This is a genomic window from Streptomyces sp. NPDC012769 (genome assembly GCF_042901205.1).
In the GTDB taxonomy this organism is placed as follows: Bacteria; Actinomycetota; Actinomycetes; order Streptomycetales; family Streptomycetaceae; genus Streptomyces.
This window is the reverse complement of record NZ_JBIBCP010000007.1, coordinates 104,750-130,090: the sequence shown is the minus strand read 5'-3', so window position 1 is coordinate 130,090 and position 25,341 is coordinate 104,750. Positions and strand designations below refer to the sequence as shown.

The window sequence follows — 25,341 nt, the reverse complement described above, 5'->3', positions numbered from 1 at the left end:
ACCATGTTCCGCCGTACGTTCTGGTTCACCGCGGGCGCAGCCGCCGGCGTGTGGGCCACCACCAAGGTCAACCGGAAGCTCAGGCAGCTGACCCCGGAGAGCCTCGCCGCCCAGGCGGCCGACAAGGCCGTCGAGGCAGGCCACCGGCTGAAGGACTTCGCCCTCGACGTGCGGGCGAACATGCTCCAGCGGGAGGCCGAGCTCGGCGAGGCCCTCGGCCTCGACGCACCGGTGGACCCGGAGCACGAGCTCCCGGCGTCCCGCCGCCGGGCCGCGCTCGGGCCCCACACCCCCACAGACACGACCACCTATTCGCTTTCGTACAACCGGAATGAGGACCACTGATGGAGTCGGCTGAAATCCGCCGCCGCTGGCTGAGCTTCTTCGAGGAGCGCGGGCACACCGTCGTCCCTTCGGCGTCGCTCATCGCGGACGACCCGACTCTGCTGCTCGTCCCCGCCGGCATGGTGCCCTTCAAGCCCTACTTCCTGGGCGAGGTCAAGCCGCCCTTCCCGCGCGCCGCGAGCGTGCAGAAGTGCGTGCGCACGCCGGACATCGAAGAGGTCGGCAAGACCACCCGCCACGGCACGTTCTTCCAGATGTGCGGCAACTTCTCCTTCGGCGACTACTTCAAGGAAGGCGCCATCAAGCTGGCCTGGGAGCTGCTGACCTCCTCGGTCGAGCACGGCGGCTACGGGCTCGACCCGGAGAAGCTCTGGATCACCGTCTACCAGGACGACGACGAGGCCGAGCAGATCTGGCGCGACGTCGTCGGCGTCCCCGCCGAGCGCATCCAGCGCCTGGGCAAGAAGGACAACTTCTGGTCCATGGGCGTGCCCGGCCCCTGCGGCCCCTGCTCCGAGATCAACTACGACCGCGGCCCCGAGTTCGGCGTCGAGGGCGGCCCCGCCGTCAACGACGAGCGGTACGTCGAGATCTGGAACCTCGTCTTCATGCAGTACGAGCGGGGCCGGGGCATCGGCAAGGAGGACTTCGAGATCCTCGGCGACCTGCCGTCCAAGAACATCGACACGGGCCTCGGCATGGAGCGCCTGGCGATGATCCTCCAGGGCGTGCAGAACATGTACGAGACCGACACGCTCAAGGTCGTCATCGACAAGGCCACCGAGCTCACCGGCGTCGCCTACGGCAAGTCCCACGACACCGACGTCTCGCTGCGCGTGGTCGCCGACCACATGCGCACCTCCGTGATGCTCATCGGCGACGGCGTCACCCCCGGCAACGAGGGCCGCGGCTACGTGCTGCGCCGCATCATGCGCCGCGCCGTCCGCAACATGCGCCTGCTCGGCGCCACCGGCCCGGTCGTCGGCGAGCTCGTCGACACCGTCATCACGACGATGGGCGAGCAGTACCCGGAGCTGGAGACCGAGCGCAAGCGCATCGAGACGGTCGCCCTCGCCGAGGAGGCCGCGTTCCTGAAGGCCCTCAAGGGCGGCACCAACATCCTCGACACCGCCGTCACCGAGACCAAGGCCGCCGGCGGCACGGTCCTCTCCGGCGACAAGGCGTTCCTGCTCCACGACACCTGGGGCTTCCCGATCGACCTCACCCTGGAGATGGCCGCCGAGCAGGGCCTGTCCGTGGACGAGGACGGCTTCCGGCGCCTGATGAAGGAGCAGCGGGAGCGCGCCAAGGCCGACGCCCAGGCCAAGAAGACCGGTCACGCCGACGTCACCTCGTACCGCGAGATCGCCGACGCCGCCGGCGCCACCGAGTTCACCGGCTACACCAACACCGAGGGCGAGACCACCGTCGTCGGCCTGCTGGTCAACGGCGTCCCGTCGCCGGCCGCCACCGAGGGCGACGAGGTCGAGGTCGTCCTCGACCGCACCCCGTTCTACGCCGAGGGCGGCGGCCAGATCGCCGACCAGGGCCGCATCAAGCTGCACTCCGGCGCCGTCATCGAGGTCCGCGACGTGCAGCAGCCGGTCCCGGGCGTTTCCGTGCACAAGGGATCGGTGCAGGTCGGCGAGGTGACCGTGGGCGCCACCGCCTACGCCGCCATCGACGTGCGCCGCCGCCGGGCCATCGCCCGCGCCCACTCGGCCACCCACCTGACCCACCAGGCGCTGCGCGACGCCCTCGGCCCGACGGCCGCCCAGGCCGGTTCCGAGAACCAGCCCGGCCGCTTCCGCTTCGACTTCGGCTCGCCGAACGCCGTTCCCGGCACGGTCCTCATGGACGTCGAGCAGAAGATCAACGAGGTCCTCGCCCGCGAGCTCGACGTGCACGCCGAGGTCATGCCGATCGACGAGGCCAAGCGCCAGGGCGCCATCGCCGAGTTCGGCGAGAAGTACGGCGAGAAGGTCCGCGTCGTGACGATCGGCGACTTCTCCAAGGAGCTGTGCGGCGGCACGCACGTCCACAACACCGCCCAGCTGGGTCTGGTGAAGCTGCTCGGCGAGTCCTCCATCGGCTCCGGCGTGCGCCGCATCGAGGCCCTGGTCGGCGTCGACGCGTACAGCTTCCTCGCCAAGGAGCACACGGTCGTCGCCCAGCTCCAGGAGCTGGTCAAGGGCCGCCCGGAGGAGCTGCCGGAGAAGATCTCCACCATGCTCGGCAAGCTGAAGGACGCCGAGAAGGAGATCGAGAAGTTCCGCGCGGAGAAGGTCCTGCAGGCAGCCGCCGGTCTGGTCGAGTCCGCCAAGGACGTCCGGGGCGTCGCCCTGGTCACCGGCCAGGTGCCGGACGGCACCGGCGCCGACGACCTGCGCAAGCTGGTCCTCGACGTCCGCGGCCGCATCCCGTCCGACCGCCCGGCCGTGGTGGCCCTGTTCAGCACCGTGGGCGGCAAGCCGCTCACGGTCATCGCCACCAACGAGGCCGCCCGTGAGCGCGGCTTCAAGGCCGGCGAGCTGGTCCGCACGGCCGCCAAGACCCTCGGCGGCGGCGGTGGCGGCAAGCCCGACGTCGCCCAGGGCGGCGGTCAGAACCCGCAGGCCGTCGGCGAGGCCATCGAGGCCGTCGAGCGTCTCGCGGTGGAGACCGCGTGACGATGCGTCGCGGACGCCGTATCGCGGTCGACGTCGGGGACGCCCGGATCGGGGTCGCCTCGTGCGACCCCGACGGGGTCCTGGCCACGCCGGTGGAGACCGTGCCGGGACGTGACATCCCGGCCGCCCACCGGCGGCTCCGCCAGATCGTCGAGGAGTACGAGCCGATCGAGGTTGTCGTGGGTCTGCCCCGCTCGCTCAGCGGGCGGGAGGGCCCGGCCGCGACCAAGGTCCGTGCCTTCGCCCGGGAGATGGCCAAGGGCATCGCCCCGGTGCCGGTCCGCCTGGTGGACGAGCGGATGACGACGGTCACGGCGACCCAGGGGCTGCGGGCCTCCGGAGTGAAGGCCAAGAAGGGGCGGTCCGTCATCGATCAGGCCGCCGCTGTGATCATCCTTCAGGCAGCTCTTGAGTCCGAACGGGTATCAGGTAATCCGCCCGGCGAGGGCGTCGAAGTGGTCATCTGATCGCGATACGGTAACGTTCCGCGCGATGCGGCGGTGTTCGAACAGCTGCCGCACAACGTAGAGGCGGAACGTCCGGAAGCCTCGCGGCTGTTTGGGGATCGATGACTGAGTATGGCCGGAGCCCCGGCTCCGAACCGTGGCACCCCACGGACCCGCTGTACGGGGACCAGGGGTGGGAGGGCCAGCAGCAGTACCCGCAGCAGCCGCAGCAGTACGGCCACCAGGACCCGTACGGGCAGCAGCAGGCATATGCCGACGGCATGTACCAGCAGCAGCCGCAGGACTACGGCGCACAGCAGTACGGCGAGCAGCAGTACGGGAACCCGGGCGGTTACGACACGCCCGGGTATCCCGCACAGCAGTACGACACGACCTGGGAGACGGGCCAGGCGGCCATGCCGTACAACGCCCCGCCCGCCGATCCCTACGGCGGCCAGAACCCCGACCTCTACGGCACCCCCGAGGCCTATCCGCCGCCGCAGCCCCCGGGCCGCCGACAGGTGCCGCCGCAGCCGGTGACCGACTGGGAGGCGGAGCCGCGGGAAGAGGAGCGGCATCCCTTCTTCACCGGTGAGGACGCGCCCGACGACGACTACGACGAGCGCGACGACCGGGACGAGGCGCCGGTGGGTCGCCGCGCCGGCCGTGACCGTCGCGGCAACAAGAACAAGAACAAGGGCAAGAAGGCCAAGAACGGGGTCGCCTGCCTCATCGTGGCGCTCGTCCTCGTGGGCGGCGTCGGCGGCGTCGGCTACTTCGGCTACCAGTTCTGGCAGGGCCAGTTCGGTGCGGCACCCGACTACACGGGCCAGGGCAGCGGAGAGGTCCAGGTCGAGATCCCCAAGGGCGCCCTCGGCTACGAGATCGGCAACATCCTCAAGAAGAACGGTGTCGTTAAGAGCGTCGACGCCTTCGTCTCGGCCCAGCAGAAGAACCCCAAGGGCCAGCTCATCCAGGCGGGCGTCTACACCCTCAAGAAGGAGATGTCGGCGGAGAGCGCCGTCGCGCTCATGCTCAACCCGGTGAGCCAGGCCAATTTCGTCATCCCCGAGGGCAAGCGCAACGCCTGGATCTACGACCAGCTGGACAAGCGGCTCGACCTCAAGCCGGGCACCACCAAGGGCATCGCCGTCAAACAGGCGAACAGCCTCGGCCTGCCCGACTGGGCCAAGAACCACCCCGAGGTCAAGGACCCGCTGGAGGGCTTCCTCTTCCCGGCGAGCTACCCGGTCGCCAAGGGCACCAAGCCCGAGGACGTCCTGCGCAAGATGGTCGCGCGCTCGAACGCCGAGTACACCAAGCTCGACCTCGACACGAAGTCGCGGGAACTCGGTCTGAAGGGACCGTGGGAGCTCATCACGGTCGCGAGCCTCGTGCAGGTCGAGGGCAAGTACAAGCACGACTTCGACAAGGTCGCGCGGGTCGTCTACAACCGCCTCAAGCCCGGCAACATGGAGACCGTGGGCCGGCTGGAGTTCGACTCCACGGTCAACTACCTCAGGGGCGAGAGCACCCTCGACGTCGGCGCGGTCAAGGACCTGCGGAAGATCCAGGACCCGTACAACACCTACCGCGTCCAGGGCATGATCCCCGGCCCGATCAGCAACCCGGGTCTCGAGGCCGTCCAATCGGCCCTGAACCCGACGCCCGGCCCGTGGTACTACTTCGTGTCGATCAACGAGAACAAGACGGTCTTCGCCGTGACGATCGCCGAGCACAACAAGAACGTCGCGGAGTACGAGAAGGAGCGGGAGAAGTCGGGGCAGTGAGTACGAGACACCGGGCGGCCGTCCTCGGTTCGCCCATCGCCCACTCCCTCTCGCCGGTGCTGCACCGGGCCGCGTACCGGGAGCTCGGCCTCGACGACTGGTCGTACGACCGCTTCGAGGTCGACGAGGCCGCGCTGCCCGGCTTCGTGGGCGGGCTGGACGCGTCCTGGGCGGGCCTGTCGCTCACCATGCCGCTCAAGCGGGCGATCATCCCGCTGCTCGACGAGGTCACCGACACCGCCGCCTCGGTCGAGGCGGTCAACACGGTCGTCCTCACCGAGGACGGCCGCCGGGTCGGCGACAACACCGACATCCCCGGCATGATCGCCGCCCTGCGCGAGCGGGGCGTCGAGAAGGTGGACTCCGCGGCCGTCCTCGGCGCCGGTGCCACCGCCTCCTCGGCGCTCGCCGCGCTCGCCCGGATCTGCTCGGGTCCCGTCACCGCGTACGTCCGCAGTGAGGCGCGCGCGGAGGAGATGCGTGGCTGGGGCGAGCGGCTCGGCGTCGACGTGCGCACCGCCGCCTGGGACGCCGCCGCCGAGGCCTTCGGCGCGCCGCTGGTGATCGCCACCACCCCGGCCGGGACCACGGACGCGCTCGCCGCGTCCGTCCCCGACACGCCCGGCACCCTGTTCGACGTCCTCTACGACCCGTGGCCCACCCGCCTCGCCGCCGCCTGGTCGGCCCGCGGCGGCAAGGTCGTCGGCGGGCTCGACCTCCTGGTCCACCAGGCGGTGCTGCAGGTCGAGCAGATGACCGGCCGCGCTCCGGGCCCGCTGGCGGCGATGCGGGCGGCGGGGGAGAAGGCGCTCGCCGAGCGCTGAGAACGCAGAAGAACAGATACGTCGTAAGGCAAGGGGGGCGGCGTGGAACTCGCGTCGAAATGGGATATTGGATTCGATCTCGCGCATCTGGTGTGGGGACTGATCAGGATCGCGTTCATGGCGCTGCCGGAATGGATCCGATATCCCGTCCTCATCCTGGGAGGCGCCTTCGTCCTCTGGGTGATAGGGACCCGGGTCCGGGACTGGTGGCGGGAGCGGGGCGCCACGCCGCCCGACGCGGCGGAAACCCCGGCCGACACGTGAGACATGTGTCCCGACCCGTGGACCGGCGATCGATCGACCGCCGGGACGTGGGAGGATCGGGGGTGGCGGACCAGGGCCGCGCACCCCGGTCGCGCCGTCGCAGTGCCCAGGCGCGAGCATGAGGAGCATCGTTGAGCAGGTTGCGTTGGCTGACGGCGGGGGAGTCCCACGGACCCGCGCTGGTTGCAACCCTTGAGGGACTTCCGGCCGGCGTTCCGGTCACCACGGAGCTGGTGGCGGACCATCTCGCGCGGCGGCGCCTCGGCTATGGACGCGGTGCCCGCATGAAGTTCGAGCAGGACGAGATCACCTTCCTCGGCGGCGTCCGCCACGGCCTCTCGCTCGGCTCGCCGATCGCCGTCATGGTCGGCAACACCGAGTGGCCCAAGTGGGAGAAGGTCATGTCGGCCGACCCGGTCGACCCGTCCGAGCTCAAGGAGACGGGCCGCAACGCGCCCCTGACCCGCCCCCGCCCCGGCCACGCCGACCTGGCCGGCATGCAGAAGTACGGCTTCGACGAGGCCCGGCCGATCCTGGAGCGCGCCAGCGCCCGCGAGACCGCCGCCCGCGTCGCCCTCGGCGCCGTGGCCCGCTCCTTCCTGAAGGAGGCGGCCGGCATCGAGATCGTCTCCCACGTGGTCGAGCTCGCCGCCGCCAAGGCCCCGTACGGCGTCTACCCGACCCCCGCCGACGTCGAGAAGCTCGACGCCGACCCGGTCCGCTGCCTCGACGCCGACGCCTCGAAGGCGATGGTCGCCGAGATCGACCAGGCCCACAAGGACGGCGACACCCTCGGCGGCGTCGTCGAGGTCCTCGCCTACGGCGTCCCCGTCGGCCTCGGCTCCCACGTCCACTGGGACCGCCGGCTCGACGCCCGGCTCGCCGCCGCCCTCATGGGCATCCAGGCCATCAAGGGCGTCGAGGTCGGCGACGGCTTCGAGCTCGCCCGCGTCCCCGGCTCCCAGGCCCACGACGAGATCGTCGCCACCGAGGACGGCATCAGGCGCACCTCCGGCCGCTCCGGCGGCACCGAGGGCGGCCTGACCACCGGCGAGCTGCTGCGCGTCCGCGCCGCCATGAAGCCGATCGCCACCGTCCCGCGCGCCCTCGCGACCGTCGACGTGGCCACCGGCGAGGCCGCCGCGGCCCACCACCAGCGCTCCGACGTCTGCGCCGTCCCGGCCGCCGGCATCGTCGCCGAGGCGATGGTCGCCCTCGTCCTCGCCGACGCCGTCCTGGAGAAGTTCGGCGGCGACTCGGTCCCCGAGACCCGCCGCAACGTCCAGGGCTACCTCGACAACCTCCACATCCGGTGACCGGCGGCCCGCTGGTCGTCCTCGTCGGCCCGATGGGCTCCGGCAAGTCCACCGTGGGCGCGCTCCTGGCCGAACGGCTCGGCGCCGCCTACCGGGACACCGACGCCGACATCGTCGCCGCCGAGGGACGCGAGATCGCGGACGTCTTCGTCGAGGACGGCGAGGACCACTTCCGCGCACTCGAACGGGAGGCCGTGCGCACGGCCGTCGCCGAGCACGAGGGCGTCCTCGCCCTCGGCGGCGGCGCCGTGCTCGACGAGGGCACCCGCGCCCTGCTGCGCGGGCTGCCCGTCGCGTACCTCTCCATGGACGTCGAGGCCGCCGTGCGCCGCGTCGGCCTCGGCGCCGCCCGGCCGCTGCTCGCCGTCAACCCGCGCCGCCAGTGGCGCGAGCTGATGGAGGCGCGCCGCCACCTGTACGAAGAAGTCGCGCGTGTCGTCGTCGCCACCGACGAGCGCACGCCCGAAGAGGTCGCCGACGCGATCCTCGACGCACTGGAGTTGAAGGACGTATGACGGACCAGGAAGTGACCCGTATCCAGGTCGGCGGCTCCGCGGGCACCGACCCGTACGAGGTGCTGGTCGGCCGGCAGCTGCTCGGCGAGCTCCCCGGGCTCCTCGGCCCGTCGGTCAAGAGGGTCGCCGTGATCCACCCGGAGGCGCTCGCCGAGACCGGCGAGGCGCTGCGCGCCGACCTCGCCGACCAGGGCTACGAGGCCGTCGCCATCCAGGTGCCCAACGCCGAGGAGGCCAAGACCGCCGAGGTCGCCGCCTACTGCTGGAAGGCGCTCGGCCAGACCGGCTTCACCCGCAGCGACGTCATCGTCGGCGTCGGCGGCGGCGCCACCACCGACCTGGCCGGCTTCGTCGCCGCGACCTGGCTGCGGGGCGTGCGCTGGATCGCGGTGCCCACCACCGTCCTCGCGATGGTCGACGCGGCCGTCGGCGGCAAGACCGGCATCAACACCGCCGAGGGCAAGAACCTCGTCGGCGCCTTCCACCCGCCCGCCGGCGTGCTCTGCGACCTCGCCGCGCTCGACTCGCTGCCGGTCAACGACTACGTCAGCGGTCTCGCCGAGATCATCAAGGCCGGTTTCATCGCCGATCCGGTCATCCTCGACCTGATCGAGGCCGACCCGCAGGCCGCCCGCACCCCGGCCGGACCGCACACCGCCGAGCTCGTCGAGCGGTCGATCAGGGTCAAGGCCGAGGTCGTCTCCGGCGACCTCAAGGAGGCCGGCCGCCGCGAGATCCTCAACTACGGCCACACCCTCGCCCACGCCATCGAGAAGAACGAGCGGTACAAGTGGCGCCACGGCGCCGCCGTCTCGGTCGGCATGGTCTTCGCCGCCGAGCTCGGCCGCCTCGCCGGCCGCCTCGACGACGCCACCGCCGACCGGCACCGCGCCGTCCTGGAGTCGGTCGGACTGCCGCTCACCTACCGAGGCGACCAGTGGCCCAAGCTTCTGGAGACCATGAAGGTCGACAAGAAGTCCCGCGGCGACCTGCTGCGCTTCATCGTCCTCGACGGGCTCGGCAAGCCGACCGTCCTGGAGGGCCCCGACCCGGCCGTGCTGATCGCCGCGTACGGAGAGGTGTCCGCGTGAGCGAGCGCCGCCGCGTCCTCGTGCTGAACGGCCCGAACCTGGGCCGGCTCGGCTCCCGGGAGCCCGACATCTACGGCGCCACCTCCTACAAGGGGCTCGTGGAGTCCTGCCGCGCCCTCGGCGAGGAGCTCGGCTTCGACGTCGAGGTGCGGGAGACCAACGACGAGGGCGAGATGATCCGCTGGCTGCACGAGGCCGCCGACGGCTCCCTGCCGGTCGTCCTCAACCCGGGCGCCTTCACGCACTACTCGTACGGGATGCGTGACGCCGCCGCCCAGCGCACCGCGCCGCTGATCGAGGTGCACATCTCCAACCCGTACACCCGCGAGGAGTTCCGGCACACCTCGGTGGTCGCCGCCGTGGCCACCGGGACCGTCGCCGGCTTCGGCATCGGCTCCTACCGGCTCGCCCTGCGCGCGCTCGCGGAGGAGCTCGATTCCTGACCGGGCACGTCGATCCGCCCCCGGCCGTTTCCCCTGGAGAAGCCGGGGGCGGTAACGTTCCGGCAACGACGGAATCATCGGCGCAGGGACGGAGTGGGCACCGGATGCAGCACGGGATGGGGGCTCCGTTGCCACCGAACGAACCCGCCGGCCACACCCACTGGGCTCCCGGCGCCCCCGGCGCCCGGGCCCAGGGCGGACCGCCGCCGGTCCCCCCGGCGCACGCGCACCACCCCTACCCGGCTCCGCCCGTGCCCCAGAGCCCGCCGCCCGGCCCGCCGGCCGGCTGGAGCGGCGCACCGGCCGCCGGGCCCGTCGGCGGCCCGCAGACCGCCGGTCCGCAGGTCACCGGGCCCGTCGCAGGACCGCAGGTCACCGGACACCTCACGGCGCCGCCCCCGGCGGCCGGCACCGCCACCATCGCCGTGCTGCTCATCGGCCCGGCCGGCGCCGGCAAGACCACCGTCGCCCGGCACTGGGCCGGCCGCCGGAGCGTGCCGACGGCCCACATCAGCCTCGACGACGTGCGCGAGTGGGTCTGCTCCGGCTTCGCCGACCCGCAGTCCGGCTGGAACGAGAACTCCGAGGCCCAGTACCGGCTGGCCCGCCGCACCTGCGGCTTCGCCGCCCGCAACTTCCTCGCCAACGGCATCTCCTGCATCCTCGACGACGCCGTCTTCCCCGACTGGCCCGTCGTCGGCCTCGGCGGCTGGAAACGCCATGTGGGCCCGGGTCTGCTCCCTGTCGTCCTGCTGCCCGGCCTCGACGTGGTCCTGGAGCGCAACGCCGAACGCAGCGGCAACCGTCGTCTCGCGGACGAGGAGGTCGCCGCGATCCACGGGCGGATGGCCGGCTGGTACGGCTCCGGCCTGCCGATCATCGACAACTCCACGTACGACGTGGAGACCACCGCCCGCGTCCTGGACGAGGTCCTCGCCCGCGCGATATCCGGCCAGCCGCAGTCCTGAGCGCTCCTCCTGAGCGGTCGGCTCCCGGTCGGCCGCGCACAACAGGCCGGGGCGCCCGGGCGCTCGTAGGCTCGGAACATGTCAGAGCTGTATGCGGACCGCCGGATGCGGCTGCGCGACCGGTGCGCGGCCGCCGGCAACGCGGCGGCCCTGGTCACCCGCCCCGCCAATGTCCGCTACCTCACCGGTGGCTCGCCCGCCGGCGCCGTGCTCCTGCTCGGCCCCGACGAGGACGTGTTGCTGTGCCCGACCGCCCCGGGCGGAGATCCGGCCGACGGTCGGCTCGACGAGCTCCTGCGCCGGCTCGCCCTGCCCACGGACGGCGGCGACCCGGCGGTCGCCGCGGTCGACTTCGCCCGCAAGGCCGGAGCGGACGCCCTGGCCGTCGAGGAGCACCATCTGACGGTCTCCCGCCACCGGGCCATGGGCTCCGTCGCGCCCGGCCTGCGGCTGGCCGACCTGTCCTCGGCCGTCGAGCAGCTGAGGATCGTCAAGGACGAGGACGAGATCGCCTGTCTGCGGATCGCCGCCGAGATCGCCGACCAGGCCCTCGGTGAGCTCCTGGAGTCGATCCTGGTCGGCAGGACCGAGCGGCACCTCGCCCTGGAGCTGGAACGCCGGCTCGTCGACCACGGCGCCGACGGGCCCGCCTTCCCCACCTCCGTGGCCACCGGGCCGCACTCCGGGCGGGCCGGGCACCGGCCCACCGACCGGCGGGTGGAGGAGGGCGACTTCCTCTCCGTCTGCCTCGGCGCCAACTACCGCGGCTACCGCTGCGAGATCGGCCGCACCTTCGTCATCGGCACCAGCCCCGCCGACTGGCAGATCGAGCTCTACGACCTCGTCTTCGCCGCTCAGCGGGCCGGACGCGAGGCGCTCGCCCCCGGCGCCGCGTACCGCGACGTGGACCGCGCGGCCCGGCAGATTCTCGCCGCGGCGGGCCACGGCGACGACACCACGGCCCTCACGGGGCACGGCGTGGGCCTGGAAATCGACGAGGACCCGCAGCTCGCACCCGCGGCCATGGGTAAACTGGACGCTTGTGTGCCGGTCACCGTCGAACCGGGGGTCCACCTCCCGGGCCGGGGCGGGGTCCGGATCGATGACACGCTCGTCGTGCGCCAGGAGGCGGACGGCGGACCCGAGCTACTCACCATCACGACCAAGGAGCTGCTCGCGCTGTAGGGCGCGTACGCCTCCGGGGTCCACGTCAGTCCAGGAGATTCCGCAACCGTGGCTTCCACGAACGACCTCAAGAACGGCCTGGTGCTCAAGCTCGAAGGCGGCCAGCTCTGGTCCGTCGTCGAGTTCCAGCACGTCAAGCCCGGCAAGGGCCCGGCCTTCGTGCGCACCAAGCTCAAGAACGTCATGTCCGGCAAGGTCGTCGACAAGACCTTCAACGCGGGTGTGAAGGTCGACACGGCCACCATCGACCGCCGTGACATGCAGTTCTCCTACATGGACGGCGAGTACTTCGTCTTCATGGACATGGAGACCTACGACCAGCTGATGGTCGACCGCAAGGCCGTCGGCAACGCCGCCAACTTCCTCATCGAGGGCTTCACCGCCACCGTCGCGCGGCACGAGGGCGAGGTCCTCTTCGTCGAGCTCCCCGCCGCCGTCGAGCTGACCGTCCAGCACACCGACCCGGGCGTCCAGGGCGACCGCTCCACCGGTGGCACCAAGCCCGCCACCCTGGAGACCGGCCACGAGATCCAGGTCCCGCTCTTCATCACCACCGGTGAGAAGATCAAGGTCGACACCCGCACCAGCGACTACCTCGGCCGGGTGAACAGCTAACCGTGGCCGCCCGGAGCAAGGCCCGCAGGCGGGCCTTCCAGATCCTGTTCGAGGCCGATCAGCGCGGTGCCTCGGTGCAGGAAGTCCTCGCGGACCAGGTCCGGCTCCACCGGGCCGACGACCGCCAGCCGCCGGTCAACGACTTCACCATGCAGCTCGTCGAGGGCTACGCCCAGCACATCGCCAGGATCGACGAGCTGATCGCGACCTACGCGGTGGACTGGGACCTCGACCGGATGCCCGTCGCGGACCGGAACATCGTGCGCCTCGGCGCGTACGAGCTGATCTGGGACGACGGCACCCCGGACGCGGTGGCGATCGACGAGGCCGTGCAGCTCGCCAAGGAGTTCTCCACGGACGAGTCGCCGACCTTCGTCAACGGTCTGCTCGCGCGCTTCAAGGACCTGAAGCCGCGCCTGCGCCGGGACGCGGACGTCTAGTCCCCCCTGGCGGTCGAAGGGGCCCGCAGCACTCGGTGCTGCGGGCCCCTTCGACGTGCCTGGGCGGTGGGCGGGAAAGCGCCGGGCCCTGGGAGTCGGTGACTCCCAGGGCCCGGCGGCACGTTTCTGCGGTGACCCGAGAAGGGGTCAGGGCGGTCAGCCCTCCTCGTGGGCGACGGCGCGGCGCGCGTCCGCGTCCAGCACGCCCCAGCTGATCAGCTGCTCGGTGAGGACCGAGGGGGACTGGTCGTAGATGACGGCGAGGGTGCGCAGGTCGTCCTGGCGGATCGACAGCACCTTGCCGTTGTAGTCGCCGCGCTGCGACTGGATCGTCGCCGCGTAGCGCTGGAGCGGGCCGGCCTTCTCCTGGGGGACGTGGGCCAGGCGCTCCAGGTCGAGGACCAGCTTCGGCGGCGGCTCGGCGGCCCCGCCCGGCGTGGTCCCCGGCAGCAGCTCCTGCACCGGCACACCGTAGAAGTCCGCCAGCTCGGCCAGACGCTGCACGGTCACCGCACGGTCGCCACGCTCGTACGAACCGACCACGACCGCCTTCCAGCGGCCCTGGGACTTCTCCTCCACACCATGGAGGGAAAGGCCCTGCTGGGTGCGGATCGCACGGAGTTTGGCCCCGAGCTGCTTTGCGTATTCGCTGGACATAACGCTCCCGGACGCTGTGACGACATGCGGCTGCGCCGCGCGGCTGGTAACTCACTGTGAGGTTACGCAGCGTGACACTCTCCCGTCAAGCCGAATGGTCCATACCGCCCACTCCCGAGGGACGGCGCACGGAGTGGCGCCCCAGGGGTGAGCAGGGCACCCATCCGCCCCTGGTAAGGTGGACGGCGCAATTCCGACGTCCTTTAAGGTCCGTCCCGTGAGGCGGAGAAGGAGGTCCGTTTTCATATGGACGCACAGCAGCAGACCGATGCCGCCCGGCCCGTTCTCGAGGCCCCGGACATCGCGCGGGTCCTGACCCGCATCGCCCACGAGATCGTCGAACGTGCCAAGGGCGCCGACGACGTGGTCCTCCTCGGCATTCCCACCCGCGGCGTCTTCCTCGCCCGCCGGCTGGCCGAGAAGCTCGAGTCGATCACCGGCGCCAAGATCCCGGTCGGCTCCCTCGACATCACCATGTACCGGGACGACCTGCGGATGAAGCCGGCGCGCGCCATCGGCCGCACCGAGATCCCCGGAGACGGCATCGACGGCCGCCTCGTCGTCCTCGTCGACGACGTCCTCTTCTCCGGCCGCACCATCCGCGCCGCCCTCGACGCCCTCGGCGACATCGGCCGCCCCCGTGCCGTCCAGCTCGCGGTCCTCGTCGACCGCGGCCACCGCGAACTCCCGATCCGCGCCGACTACGTCGGCAAGAACCTCCCCACGTCGCTGCGGGAGACGGTCAAGGTCCAGCTCGCCGAGGAGGACGGTCGCGACACCGTCCTGCTCGGCAGCAAGCCCGCCTCCTGATCCGGACCGGCCCACGACGGGTCCGGGGCACAGCCCTGCGCACCCGCATGCCCACCTCCTCCCCACCACGGAGAGAAACCCCGATGATGCGTCACCTCATCTCGGCCGCCGACCTCACCCGCGACGACGCCGTCCTCATCCTCGACACCGCCGAGGAGATGGCCCGGGTGGCCGACCGGCCCATCAAGAAGCTCCCGACCCTGCGCGGGCGCACGATCTGCAACCTCTTCTTCGAGGACTCCACCCGCACCCGGATCTCCTTCGAGGCGGCCGAGAAGCGCCTGTCCGCCGACGTCATCAACTTCGCGGCCAAGGGCTCCAGCGTCTCCAAGGGCGAGTCCCTCAAGGACACCGCCCAGACCCTGGAGGCGATGGGCGTCGACGCCGTGGTCATCCGCCACGGCGCCTCCGGCGCCCCGTACCGCCTGGCCACCTCCGGCTGGATCGACGCCCCCGTCATCAACGCCGGCGACGGCACCCACCAGCACCCCACCCAGGCCCTGCTCGACGCCTTCACCATGCGCCGCCGCCTCGTCGGCCGCGACGCCGGTCTCGGCAAGGACCTGGCCGGAAAGCGCATCACCCTGGTCGGCGACGTCCTGCACAGCCGGGTCGCCCGTTCCAACGTCGACCTGCTGCACACCCTCGGCGCCGAGGTCACCCTGGTGGCCCCGCCCACCCTGGTCCCGGTCGGCGTCGAGACCTGGCCCTGCGAGGTCTCCTACGACCTCGACAGCGTGCTGCCGAAGTCCGACGCGGTCATGATGCTGCGTGTGCAGCGCGAGCGGATGAACGCCGCCTTCTTCCCGACCGAGCGCGAGTACTCGCGCCGCTACGGGCTGGACGGCCACCGGATGGCGAAGATGCCGGAGCACGCCATCGTCATGCACCCCGGGCCCATGGTCCGCGGCATGGAGATCACGGCCGAGGTCGCCGACTCCGACCGCTGCACGGTCGTCGAGCAGGTCGCCAACGGCGTCTCCATCCGCATGGCCGTCCTCTACCTGCTGCTCGGCGGCTCCGAGCCCGCCGCCACCCACGCCCGTACCGAGGAGAACTGAGAAGCGCATGAGCAAGATCCTGATCCGTGGTGCGAAGGTGCTCGGCGGCGAGGCCCAGGACGTCCTGATCGACGGCGAGGTCATCGCAGAGGTCGGAACCGGCCTGTCGGCCGAGGACGCCCAGGTGATCGAGGCCGAGGGCCGGATCCTCCTGCCCGGCCTGGTCGATCTGCACACCCACCTGCGCGAGCCCGGCCGCGAGGACTCCGAGACCGTCCTCACCGGCACCCGCGCCGCCGCCACCGGCGGCTACACCGCCGTCTTCGCCATGGCCAACACCTTCCCCGTCGCCGACACCGCCGGCGTGGTCGAGCAGGTCTACCGGCTCGGCAAGGAGGCCGGCTACTGCGACGTGCAGCCCATCGGCGCCGTCACCGTCGGCCTGGAGGGCAAGAAGCTCGCCGAGCTCGGCGCCATGCACGACTCCGCCGCCGGCGTCACCGTCTTCTCCGACGACGGCAAGTGCGTCGACGACGCCGTGATCATGCGCCGCGCCCTGGAGTACGTGAAGGCCTTCGGCGGCGTCGTCGCCCAGCACGCCCAGGAGCCCCGCCTCACCGAGGGCGCCCAGATGAACGAGGGCGTCGTCTCCGCCGAGCTCGGTCTCGGCGGCTGGCCGGCCGTCGCCGAGGAGTCGATCATCGCCCGCGACGTCCTCCTCGCCGAGCACGTCGGCTCCCGCGTCCACATCTGCCACCTCTCCACGGCCGGCTCCGTCGAGATCGTCCGCTGGGCCAAGTCCCGCGGCATCGACGTCACCGCCGAGGTCACCCCCCACCACCTCCTCCTCACGGACGAGATGGTCCGGACGTACAACCCGGTCTACAAGGTCAACCCGCCGCTGCGCACCGAGCGCGACGTGATGGCCCTGCGCGAGGCCCTGGCCGACGGCACCATCGACATCGTGGCCACCGACCACGCCCCGCACCCCCACGAGGACAAGGACTGCGAGTGGGCCGCCGCCGCCATGGGCATGGTCGGCCTGGAGACCGCCCTGTCCGTCGTCCAGCAGACGATGGTGGAGACCGGCCTGCTCGACTGGGCCGGCGTCGCCGACCGGATGTCCGTCAACCCCGCCCGGATCGGGCAGGCCAAGGGCCACGGACGCCCCGTCTCGGCAGGTGAGCCCGCCAACCTGACCCTGGTCGATCCGGCATACCGTGGTGTCGTGGACCCCGCCGACTTCGCCTCCCGCAGCCGCAACACCCCCTACGAGGGCCGCGAGCTTCCGGGACGCGTCACCCACACGTTCCTGCGGGGCCGGGCAACGCTCGTCGACGGGAAGCTGGCGTGACACCACTCATCCACCTGGCCGCCGAAGCCGAACAGAAATCGGCCGAGGTCACCGACTGGGCCGGACGGCTCGGCTGGGTCGCCGGACTGCTGCTCTTCATCGCCTTCGTCTACTGGCTGATGCGCCAGGGATGGAAGTGGCGCGGCAGCCTCCAGTCCGACCTCCCGCCGCTCCCCGCCGTCCCCGAGGCGCCCGATGAGCCGCGGCTGACGCTCCAGGGCCGCTACCACGGCTCCACCACCGCCGGACAGTGGCTCGACCGGATCGTCGCCCACGGCCTGGGCACCCGCAGCCGCGCCGAGCTCACGCTCACCGACGCCGGGATCTCGGTCGTACGCCCCGGGGCGAACGACTTCCTGATCCCCGCCGCCGCCCTGCGCGAGGCCCGCCTCGACAAGGGCATCGCCGGCAAGGTCCTCGCCGAGGGCGGCCTGCTGGTCGTCACCTGGGCCCACGGCGACAAGCTGCTCGACTCCGGCTTCCGCGCCGACCGCGCGGCCGAGCACGCCGCCTGGGTCGAGGCGGTCAACGCCCTCACCACCCCGAACCACGCAAGCACGACGGAAGGCACCGCACGATGACGACCTCCACCAGGGGAGCCAGCAAGGTTCCCGCCGTACTCGTCCTGGAGGACGGCCGCATCTTCCGCGGCCGCGCCTACGGGGCCGTGGGGGAGACCTTCGGCGAGGCCGTGTTCTCCACCGGCATGACCGGCTACCAGGAGACCCTGACCGACCCGTCGTACCACCGCCAGGTCGTCGTCATGACGGCCCCCCACGTCGGCAACACCGGCGTCAACGACGAGGACCCCGAGTCCGCCCGCATCTGGGTGGCCGGCTACGTCGTCCGCGACCCCGCCCGCGTCTCCTCCAACTGGCGCGCACAGCGCTCCCTCGACGAGGAGCTGCGCCACCAGGGCGTCGTCGGCATCCAGGGCATCGACACCCGCGCCCTCACCCGCCACCTGCGCGAGAGCGGCGCCATGCGCGTCGGCATCTTCTCCGGCAGCGCCCTGCCCGACGAGGGCACCATGCTCGCGGAGGTCCGCCAGCAGCCCGAGATGAAGGGCGCCGACCTCTCCGCCGAGGTCGCCACCAAGGAGACCTACGTCGTCCCCGCGATCGGCGAGAAGAAGTTCACCGTCGCCGCGGTCGACCTCGGCATCAAGGGCATGACCCCGCACCGGATGGCCGAGCGCGGCATCGAGGTCCACGTGCTGCCCGCCACCGCCACCGCCGAGGACGTCTTCGCGGTGAACCCCGACGGCGTGTTCTTCTCCAACGGCCCCGGCGACCCCGCCACCGCCGACGGCCCCGTCGCCGTCATGCGCGCCGTCCTGGAGCGCAGGACGCCGCTCTTCGGCATCTGCTTCGGCAACCAGATCCTCGGCCGCGCCCTCGGCTTCGGCACGTACAAGCTGAAGTACGGCCACCGCGGCATCAACCAGCCCGTCCAGGACCGCACCACCGGCAAGGTCGAGGTCACCGCGCACAACCACGGCTTCGCCGTCGACGCGCCCCTCGACAAGGTCTCCGACACCCCCTTCGGGCGTGCCGAGGTCTCCCACGTGTGCCTGAACGACAACGTCGTGGAAGGCCTGCAGCTGCTCGACCAGCCCGCCTTCTCCGTCCAGTACCACCCCGAGGCGGCCGCGGGCCCGCACGACGCCGCGTACCTCTTCGACCGCTTCGTTTCTCTGATGGAGGCCGAGCGTGCCTAAGCGCACCGATATCCAGTCCGTCCTGGTCATCGGCTCCGGCCCGATCGTCATCGGCCAGGCCGCCGAGTTCGACTACTCCGGCACCCAGGCCTGCCGGGTCCTCAAGTCCGAGGGCCTGCGCGTCATCCTGGTCAACTCCAACCCGGCCACGATCATGACCGACCCGGAGATCGCCGACGCCACCTACGTCGAGCCGATCACCCCCGAGTTCGTCGAGAAGATCATCGCCAAGGAGCGCCCCGACGCCCTCCTGCCCACCCTGGGCGGCCAGACCGCGCTCAACACCGCGATCTCCATGCACGAGCAGGGTGTGCTGGAGAAGTACGGCGTCGAGCTCATCGGCGCCAACGTGGACGCCATCCACAAGGGCGAGGACCGCGACCTCTTCAAGGGCGTCGTCGAGGCCGTCAAGGCCAAGATCGGTTACGGCGAGTCCGCCCGGTCCGTGATCTGCCACTCCATGGACGACGTCCTCAAGGGCGTCGACACCCTCGGCGGCTACCCCGTCGTCGTCCGCCCCTCCTTCACCATGGGCGGCGCCGGCTCCGGCTTCGCCCACGACGAGGAGGAGCTGCGCCGCATCGCCGGCCAGGGCCTCACGCTCTCCCCGACCACCGAGGTGCTCCTGGAGGAGTCCATCCTCGGCTGGAAGGAGTACGAGCTGGAGCTGATGCGCGACAAGGCCGACAACGTCGTGGTCGTCTGCTCCATCGAGAACTTCGACCCGATGGGCGTCCACACCGGCGACTCCATCACCGTCGCCCCGGCGATGACGCTGACCGACCGCGAGTACCAGCGACTGCGCGACATCGGCATCGCGATCATCCGCGAGGTCGGCGTCGACACCGGCGGCTGCAACATCCAGTTCGCGGTCAACCCGGACGACGGCCGGATCATCGTCATCGAGATGAACCCGCGCGTCTCCCGCTCCTCCGCGCTCGCCTCCAAGGCCACCGGCTTCCCGATCGCCAAGATCGCCGCCAAGCTGGCCGTCGGCTACACGCTGGACGAGATCCCCAACGACATCACCGAGAAGACCCCGGCCTCCTTCGAGCCGACCCTCGACTACGTCGTCGTCAAGGCCCCGCGCTTCGCCTTCGAGAAGTTCCCCTCCGCCGACTCCACGCTGACCACGACCATGAAGTCGGTCGGCGAGGCCATGGCGATCGGCCGCAACTTCACCGAGGCCCTCCAGAAGGCCCTGCGCTCCCTGGAGAAGAAGGGCAGCCAGTTCGCCTTCACCGGCGAGCCCGGCGACAAGGCCGAGCTGCTGCGCGAGGCGGTCCGCCCGACCGACGGCCGGATCAACACGGTCATGCAGGCCATCCGCGCGGGCGCCACGCCCGAGGAGGTCTTCGAGGCCACCAAGATCGACCCCTGGTTCGTCGACCAGCTCTTCCTCATCAAGGAGATCGCCGACGAGCTCGCCCTGGCCGAGAAGCTCGACCCCGAGCTGCTCGCCGAGGCCAAGCGCCACGGCTTCTCCGACGCCCAGATCGCCGAGATCCGCGGCCTGCGCGAGGACGTCGTCCGCGAGGTCCGGCACGCCCTCGGCGTCCGCCCGGTCTACAAGACGGTCGACACCTGCGCCGCCGAGTTCGCCGCGAAGACCCCGTACTTCTACTCGTCCTACGACGAGGAGACCGAGGTCGCACCGCGCGAGAAGCCCGCGGTGATCATCCTGGGCTCCGGCCCGAACCGCATCGGCCAGGGCATCGAGTTCGACTACTCCTGCGTCCACGCCTCCTTCGCGCTCAGCGACGCCGGCTACGAGACCGTGATGGTCAACTGCAACCCGGAGACCGTCTCCACCGACTACGACACCTCCGACCGCCTGTACTTCGAGCCGCTGACGCTCGAGGACGTGCTGGAGATCGTCCACGCCGAGTCGCTCGCCGGCCCGCTCGCCGGTGTCGTCGTCCAGCTCGGCGGCCAGACCCCGCTGGGCCTCGCCCAGGCCCTCAAGGACAACGGCGTGCCGGTCGTCGGCACCTCTCCGGAGGCCATCCACGCCGCCGAGGACCGCGGCGCCTTCGGCCAGGTGCTCGCCGACGCGGGTCTGCCGGCCCCCAAGCACGGCACCGCCACCACCTTCGCCGGCGCCAAGGCCATCGCCGACGAGATCGGCTACCCCGTCCTCGTACGCCCGTCGTACGTGCTCGGCGGCCGCGGCATGGAGATCGTCTACGACGAGGCGCGCCTGGAGGCGTATATCGCCGAGTCCACCGAGATCTCCCCGACCCGCCCGGTCCTCGTCGACCGCTTCCTCGACGACGCCATCGAGATCGACGTCGACGCGCTCTACGACGGCGAGGAGCTCTACCTCGGCGGCGTCATGGAGCACATCGAGGAGGCCGGCATCCACTCCGGCGACTCGGCCTGCGCCCTGCCGCCGATCACGCTGGGCGGCTTCGACATCAAGCGGCTGCGCGCCTCCACCGAGGCCATCGCCAAGGGCGTCGGCGTACGCGGCCTGATCAACATCCAGTTCGCGATGGCCGGCGACATCCTGTACGTCCTGGAGGCCAACCCGCGTGCCTCCCGCACCGTCCCCTTCACCTCGAAGGCGACCGCGGTGCCGCTCGCGAAGGCCGCCGCCCGCATCTCGCTGGGCGCCACCATCGCCGAGCTGCGCGCCGAGGGCCTGCTGCCGAAGACCGGCGACGGCGGCACCCTGCCGCTGGACGCGCCGATCTCCGTCAAGGAGGCCGTGATGCCGTGGTCGCGCTTCCGCGACATCCACGGCCGCGGCGTGGACACCGTCCTCGGCCCGGAGATGCGCTCCACCGGCGAGGTCATGGGCATCGACTCGGTCTTCGGCACGGCGTACGCCAAGTCGCAGGCCGGCGCCTACGGCCCGCTGCCCACCAAGGGCCGCGCGTTCATCTCCGTCGCCAACCGCGACAAGCGCTCGATGATCTTCCCGGCCCGCGAGCTCGTCGCCCACGGCTTCGAGCTGCTCGCCACCTCCGGCACCGCCGAGGTCCTCAAGCGCAACGGCATCAACGCCACCGTCGTGCGCAAGCTCAGCGAGGGCGAGGGCCCCGGCGGCGAGAAGACGATCGTCCAGCTCATCCACGACGGTCAGGTCGACCTCATCGTCAACACCCCCTACGGCACCGGTGGCCGCCTCGACGGCTACGAGATCCGTACGGCGGCGGTCTCGCGCGGCGTCCCGTGCCTGACCACGGTCCAGGCGCTCGCCGCGGCCGTCCAGGGCATCGAGGCGCTGGGCCACGGCGACGTGGGCGTCCGCTCGCTCCAGGAACACGCGGCGCATCTGATCGCGGCCCGCGACTAGCAGCCCACAAGGGGGACACCGAGAAAACGGTGTCCCCCTCTTGCTGAGGACACCCTTCATGTACAAGTTCTTCTTCCACCTCGTCTTCAAGCGGATGGACCCGGAGGAGGCCCACCACCTGGCCTTCCGCTGGATCCGGTTCGCGGCCCGCGTCCCGGTCCTGCGCACCTTCGTCGCCGCCGCGTTCGCGCCCCGGTACGAGGAGCTGCGCACCGAGGCCCTCGGCCTGCGCATGCACGGCCCCTTCGGCCTCGCCGCCGGCTTCGACAAGAACGCCGTCGCCATCGACGGCATGGCCATGCTCGGCTTCGACCACGTCGAGATCGGCACGGTCACCGGCGAGGCCCAGCCCGGCAACCCCAGGAAGCGGCTCTTCCGGCTCGTGGGGGACCGCGCCCTGATCAACCGGATGGGCTTCAACAACGAGGGCTCCGCCGCCGTCGCCGCCCGCCTGGCCGCCCGCAACCCCGTCTTCAGGACGGTCGTGGGCGTCAACATCGGCAAGACCAAGGTCGTGCCCGAGGCCGAGGCCGCCGCCGACTACGTGAAGTCCACCGAGCGCCTCGCCCGGCACGCCGACTACCTGGTCGTCAACGTCTCCTCCCCGAACACCCCGGGCCTGCGCAACCTCCAGGCCACCGAGTCGCTGCGGCCGCTGCTCACGGCCGTCCGCGAGGCCGCGGACCGCTCCGTGACGGGCCGCCGCGTCCCGCTCCTGGTGAAGATCGCCCCCGACCTCGCCGACGAGGACGTGGACGCCGTCGCCGACCTCGCCCTGGAGCTCGGTCTGGACGGCATCATCGCCACCAACACCACCATCGCCCGCGAGGGCCTGGGCCTGAAGTCCGACCCCGCGCTGATCAAGGAGACCGGCGGCCTGTCCGGCGCCCCCGTCAAGCAGCGCTCCCTGGAGGTCCTGCGCCGCCTCTACGCGCGCGTGGGCGACCGGATGGTCCTCGTGGGCGTCGGCGGCATCGAGAACGCCGAGGACGCCTGGCAGCGGATCCTCGCCGGCGCCACCCTGGTCCAGGGCTACAGCGCCTTCATCTACGAGGGCCCCTTCTACGCCCGCGCGATCCACAAGGGCCTCGCGGCGCGCCTCGCCGCCTCCCCGTACGCCACCCTCGCCGAGGCCGTCGGCGCCGACACCCGAAAGGCCACCGCATGATCCCCTTCGGTGCACGACTCCGTTCCGCCATGGACGAGCGCGGCCCCCTGTGCGTCGGCATCGACCCGCACGCCTCGCTCCTGGACTCCTGGGGCCTGGCCGACGACATCGCGGGCCTGGAGCGCTTCACGTACACGGTCGTCGAGGCGCTGGCCGACACCGTCGCCGTCTTCAAGCCCCAGGCGGCCTTCTTCGAGCGCTTCGGCTCCCGCGGCGTCGCCGTCCTGGAGCGGGCCGTCGCCGATCTGCGCGAGGCCGGCGGCCTGGTCGTCATGGACGCCAAGCGCGGCGACATCGGCTCCACCATGGCCGCCTACGCGGAGGCCTTCCTGCGCAAGGACTCCCCGCTCTTCTCCGACGCGCTCACCGTCTCCCCGTACCTCGGCTACGGCTCGCTGAAGCCGGCCGTGGACCTGGCCCGGGAGTCCGGTGCCGGGCTCTTCGTGCTGGCGCTGACCTCCAACCCGGAGGGGGCCGAGGTCCAGCGCGCGGTGCGCGAGGACGGCCGCAGCGTCGGCGCGACGATGCTGGCGCACCTGGCGGAGGAGAACGCGGGGGAGAGCCCGCTCGGCTCCTTCGGCGCGGTCGTCGGCGCCACCCTCGGCGACCTGTCCGCCTTCGACCTCGACATCAACGGCCCCCTGCTCGCGCCCGGCATCGGCGCCCAGGGCGCGACCGCGGCCGACCTGCCCGCCGTCTTCGGCGCGGCGGTGCGCAACGTGGTCCCGAACGTCAGCCGCGGGGTGCTCAAGGAGGGTCCGGACGGAGCCGCGCTGCGGGCCGCGGCGGAACGTTACGCGAACGAGATCAGGGAGGCCGTGGGCGCCTGAGGCACCCCGAGGGCCGTTTTCGGCGGGTTCTCGCCAATCCGCAGGTCGGGCGGCGTGTCCTCGCCGTCTCACTCCTTGACAAAACTTGACCCAAAACCGGGTCGTTATGTCGGAAAAGTCCTGGTCGGTCGATGCTGACCAGGACTTTTCGTCTGTTCTCGCTGACTGGAGCGGCCTCGGCCGCTAGTCTCCGGGACAGAGTCGGCGTTCGGCGTACTCCACGTCGGTCGTTGCTCCACTGGTGTGGTGTGCTCCGCTCGCGCGGGGCGTGCAGCTTCCCACCGGTCCGTATCCGACAGTTCGACATCCGAGGTGACGTAGGCGTGGCTCTTCCGCCCCTTACCCCTGAACAGCGCGCAGCCGCGCTCGAAAAGGCCGCCGCGGCTCGCCGGGAGCGGGCCGAGGTCAAGAATCGACTCAAGCACTCCGGCGCCTCCCTCCACGAGGTCATCAAGCAGGGCCAGGAGAACGACGTCATCGGCAAGATGAAGGTCTCCGCGCTGCTCGAGTCCCTGCCGGGCGTGGGCAAGGTCCGCGCCAAGCAGATCATGGAGCGACTGGGCATCTCCGAGAGCCGCCGGGTCCGCGGCCTCGGGTCCAACCAGATCGCCTCCCTGGAGCGCGAGTTCGGCAGCACCGGCGCCTGAGGGCGCCCCCGCCCGGGGGCAAGCGTCCCGGGCACACCCGTAAAGCTGGAATAATCGCTGCATGGCAGCAGAGGTACGTCCGCGGCTGACCGTGCTCTCCGGCCCCTCAGGGGTGGGCAAGAGCACGGTCGTCGCTCATATGCGCAAGGTCCACCCCGAGGTCTGGCTCTCGGTGTCGGCCACGACACGGAAGCCGCGACCCGGCGAGCAGCACGGCGTCCAGTACTTCTTCGTCACGGACGACGAGTTCGACAAGCTGGTCGCCAACGGCGAGCTGCTGGAGTGGGCCGAGTTCGCGGGCAACCGCTACGGCACCCCGCGCCGCGCCGTCCTCGACCGCCTGGAGGCGGGCGAGCCGGTGCTCCTGGAGATCGACCTCCAGGGCGCGCGTCAGGTCAAGGACTCCATGGCCGAGGCCCAGCTGGTCTTCCTGGCCCCGCCGAGCTGGGACGAGCTGGTCCGCCGGCTCACCGGCCGCGGCACCGAGTCGCCCGACGTCATCGAGCGCCGGCTGCAGGCCGCGAAGGTCGAGCTGGCCGCCGAGTCGGAGTTCGACACCACCCTCGTCAACACCTCCGTCGAGGACGTCGCACGCGAGCTGCTAACGTTGATGCACGTTGTCTGATCTTTTTTCCATCTTCGGAAGGTAGAGCGTGTCCTCTTCCATCACCGCGCCCGAGGGCATCATCAACCCGCCGATCGACGAGCTGCTCGAGGCCACTGACTCGAAGTACAGCCTCGTGATCTACGCGGCCAAGCGCGCGCGTCAGATCAACGCGTACTACTCGCAGCTCGGTGAGGGTCTGCTCGAGTACGTCGGACCGCTCGTGGACACCCACGTCCACGAGAAGCCGCTCTCGATCGCCCTGCGCGAGATCAACGCGGGCCTGCTGACCTCCGAGGCCATCGAGGGCCCGGCGCAGTAAGCGCGCATCGCTTGTC

General features: G+C 71.3%; 26 protein-coding genes. 25 read left to right on the top strand and 1 reads right to left on the bottom strand.

The features are described 5' to 3' along the window. The first annotated feature begins 3 nt into the window (after positions 1-3). The 14 genes from ACFY7C_RS31780 (at position 4) to nusB (ending at position 12,911) form a co-directional block, all read left to right on the top strand. Entirely contained in the window at positions 4-345 is a 342-nt protein-coding gene (locus tag ACFY7C_RS31780) for a DUF6167 family protein (RefSeq protein WP_389657281.1), read from the top strand. Further along, positions 345-3,014: an alanine--tRNA ligase gene (gene alaS / locus ACFY7C_RS31775; RefSeq protein ID WP_389657278.1), complete on the top strand. Its 2,670-nt coding sequence runs from the start codon at positions 345-347 to the stop codon at positions 3,012-3,014. Before ACFY7C_RS31780 ends, alaS begins: the two co-directional genes overlap by 1 nt. Positions 3,015-3,016: 2 nt before the next feature. Continuing rightward, the gene (gene ruvX, locus ACFY7C_RS31770) at positions 3,017-3,481 is read left to right on the top strand and encodes a Holliday junction resolvase RuvX (RefSeq protein ID WP_389658128.1); all 465 of its coding nucleotides are present in this window, start codon (positions 3,017-3,019) and stop codon (positions 3,479-3,481) included. A gap of 101 nt (positions 3,482-3,582) precedes the next feature. Then, positions 3,583-5,250 carry an endolytic transglycosylase MltG gene (mltG, locus tag ACFY7C_RS31765; protein ID WP_389657275.1) on the top strand — a complete coding sequence of 556 codons (1,668 nt, stop codon included), beginning with the start codon at positions 3,583-3,585 and terminating at the stop codon, positions 5,248-5,250. Then, on the top strand, positions 5,247-6,074 hold the full coding sequence (locus ACFY7C_RS31760) for a shikimate dehydrogenase (RefSeq protein WP_389657271.1): 828 nt from the start codon (positions 5,247-5,249) through the stop codon (positions 6,072-6,074). The genes mltG and ACFY7C_RS31760 overlap by 4 nt, the downstream gene beginning before the upstream one ends. 42 nt (positions 6,075-6,116) lie before the next feature. After that, complete coding sequence (locus tag ACFY7C_RS31755) at positions 6,117-6,338, top strand: hypothetical protein (protein ID WP_389657268.1); 222 nt, start codon at positions 6,117-6,119, stop codon at positions 6,336-6,338. Positions 6,339-6,469: 131 nt separating this feature from the next. Continuing rightward, positions 6,470-7,654 carry a chorismate synthase gene (gene aroC / locus ACFY7C_RS31750; RefSeq protein WP_389657265.1) on the top strand — a complete coding sequence of 395 codons (1,185 nt, stop codon included), beginning with the start codon at positions 6,470-6,472 and terminating at the stop codon, positions 7,652-7,654. Further along, on the top strand, positions 7,651-8,169 hold the full coding sequence (locus tag ACFY7C_RS31745; RefSeq protein WP_389657262.1) for a shikimate kinase: 519 nt from the start codon (positions 7,651-7,653) through the stop codon (positions 8,167-8,169). Before aroC ends, ACFY7C_RS31745 begins: the two co-directional genes overlap by 4 nt. Beyond that, complete coding sequence (aroB, locus tag ACFY7C_RS31740) at positions 8,166-9,260, top strand: 3-dehydroquinate synthase (protein ID WP_389657259.1); 1,095 nt, start codon at positions 8,166-8,168, stop codon at positions 9,258-9,260. The genes ACFY7C_RS31745 and aroB overlap by 4 nt, the downstream gene beginning before the upstream one ends. Further along, complete coding sequence (gene aroQ, locus ACFY7C_RS31735) at positions 9,257-9,703, top strand: type II 3-dehydroquinate dehydratase (RefSeq protein WP_389657257.1); 447 nt, start codon at positions 9,257-9,259, stop codon at positions 9,701-9,703. Before aroB ends, aroQ begins: the two co-directional genes overlap by 4 nt. A gap of 104 nt (positions 9,704-9,807) precedes the next feature. Next, on the top strand, positions 9,808-10,671 hold the full coding sequence (locus ACFY7C_RS31730) for an AAA family ATPase (RefSeq protein ID WP_389657254.1): 864 nt from the start codon (positions 9,808-9,810) through the stop codon (positions 10,669-10,671). Positions 10,672-10,749: 78 nt separating this feature from the next. Beyond that, on the top strand, positions 10,750-11,856 hold the full coding sequence (locus ACFY7C_RS31725; protein ID WP_389657251.1) for an aminopeptidase P family protein: 1,107 nt from the start codon (positions 10,750-10,752) through the stop codon (positions 11,854-11,856). A 48-nt stretch (positions 11,857-11,904) separates the two neighbouring features. Beyond that, the gene (gene efp, locus ACFY7C_RS31720) at positions 11,905-12,471 is read left to right on the top strand and encodes an elongation factor P (protein ID WP_389657249.1); all 567 of its coding nucleotides are present in this window, start codon (positions 11,905-11,907) and stop codon (positions 12,469-12,471) included. A 2-nt stretch (positions 12,472-12,473) separates the two neighbouring features. Then, complete coding sequence (gene nusB, locus ACFY7C_RS31715; RefSeq protein ID WP_389657246.1) at positions 12,474-12,911, top strand: transcription antitermination factor NusB; 438 nt, start codon at positions 12,474-12,476, stop codon at positions 12,909-12,911. Between the two features lie 156 nt (positions 12,912-13,067). Here the strand turns inward: nusB and bldD are convergent, their stop codons facing one another. Then, positions 13,068-13,568, bottom strand: a complete 501-nt coding sequence (gene bldD, locus ACFY7C_RS31710) for a transcriptional regulator BldD (RefSeq protein WP_030355502.1) — start codon at positions 13,566-13,568, stop codon at positions 13,068-13,070. Positions 13,569-13,814: 246 nt separating this feature from the next. Between bldD and pyrR the strand changes: the two genes are divergently transcribed. The 11 genes from pyrR (at position 13,815) to rpoZ (ending at position 25,325) form a co-directional block, all read left to right on the top strand. Next, positions 13,815-14,378, top strand: coding sequence for a bifunctional pyr operon transcriptional regulator/uracil phosphoribosyltransferase PyrR (gene pyrR, locus ACFY7C_RS31705; RefSeq protein WP_389657243.1), 564 nt, complete (start codon positions 13,815-13,817; stop codon positions 14,376-14,378). A gap of 83 nt (positions 14,379-14,461) precedes the next feature. Then, complete coding sequence (locus ACFY7C_RS31700; protein WP_389657240.1) at positions 14,462-15,439, top strand: aspartate carbamoyltransferase catalytic subunit; 978 nt, start codon at positions 14,462-14,464, stop codon at positions 15,437-15,439. A 7-nt stretch (positions 15,440-15,446) separates the two neighbouring features. Then, entirely contained in the window at positions 15,447-16,733 is a 1,287-nt protein-coding gene (locus ACFY7C_RS31695; protein ID WP_389657237.1) for a dihydroorotase, read from the top strand. After that, entirely contained in the window at positions 16,730-17,314 is a 585-nt protein-coding gene (locus tag ACFY7C_RS31690; protein ID WP_389657234.1) for a hypothetical protein, read from the top strand. Before ACFY7C_RS31695 ends, ACFY7C_RS31690 begins: the two co-directional genes overlap by 4 nt. Further along, positions 17,311-18,453: a glutamine-hydrolyzing carbamoyl-phosphate synthase small subunit gene (gene carA, locus ACFY7C_RS31685; RefSeq protein ID WP_389657231.1), complete on the top strand. Its 1,143-nt coding sequence runs from the start codon at positions 17,311-17,313 to the stop codon at positions 18,451-18,453. The genes ACFY7C_RS31690 and carA overlap by 4 nt, the downstream gene beginning before the upstream one ends. Beyond that, the gene (carB, locus tag ACFY7C_RS31680) at positions 18,446-21,754 is read left to right on the top strand and encodes a carbamoyl-phosphate synthase large subunit (RefSeq protein ID WP_389657228.1); all 3,309 of its coding nucleotides are present in this window, start codon (positions 18,446-18,448) and stop codon (positions 21,752-21,754) included. Before carA ends, carB begins: the two co-directional genes overlap by 8 nt. A 58-nt stretch (positions 21,755-21,812) precedes the next feature. Next, the gene (locus tag ACFY7C_RS31675; protein WP_389657226.1) at positions 21,813-22,922 is read left to right on the top strand and encodes a quinone-dependent dihydroorotate dehydrogenase; all 1,110 of its coding nucleotides are present in this window, start codon (positions 21,813-21,815) and stop codon (positions 22,920-22,922) included. Beyond that, a complete protein-coding gene (gene pyrF / locus ACFY7C_RS31670) occupies positions 22,919-23,752 on the top strand; it encodes an orotidine-5'-phosphate decarboxylase (RefSeq protein WP_389657223.1) in 834 nt (277 codons plus the stop codon). Before ACFY7C_RS31675 ends, pyrF begins: the two co-directional genes overlap by 4 nt. A gap of 323 nt (positions 23,753-24,075) precedes the next feature. Continuing rightward, positions 24,076-24,399 carry an integration host factor gene (locus ACFY7C_RS31665; protein ID WP_026246651.1) on the top strand — a complete coding sequence of 108 codons (324 nt, stop codon included), beginning with the start codon at positions 24,076-24,078 and terminating at the stop codon, positions 24,397-24,399. Positions 24,400-24,460: 61 nt separating this feature from the next. Then, complete coding sequence (gene gmk, locus ACFY7C_RS31660; RefSeq protein ID WP_389657221.1) at positions 24,461-25,024, top strand: guanylate kinase; 564 nt, start codon at positions 24,461-24,463, stop codon at positions 25,022-25,024. A gap of 28 nt (positions 25,025-25,052) precedes the next feature. After that, the gene (gene rpoZ, locus ACFY7C_RS31655; protein WP_005319902.1) at positions 25,053-25,325 is read left to right on the top strand and encodes a DNA-directed RNA polymerase subunit omega; all 273 of its coding nucleotides are present in this window, start codon (positions 25,053-25,055) and stop codon (positions 25,323-25,325) included. Positions 25,326-25,341 lie beyond the last annotated feature (16 nt).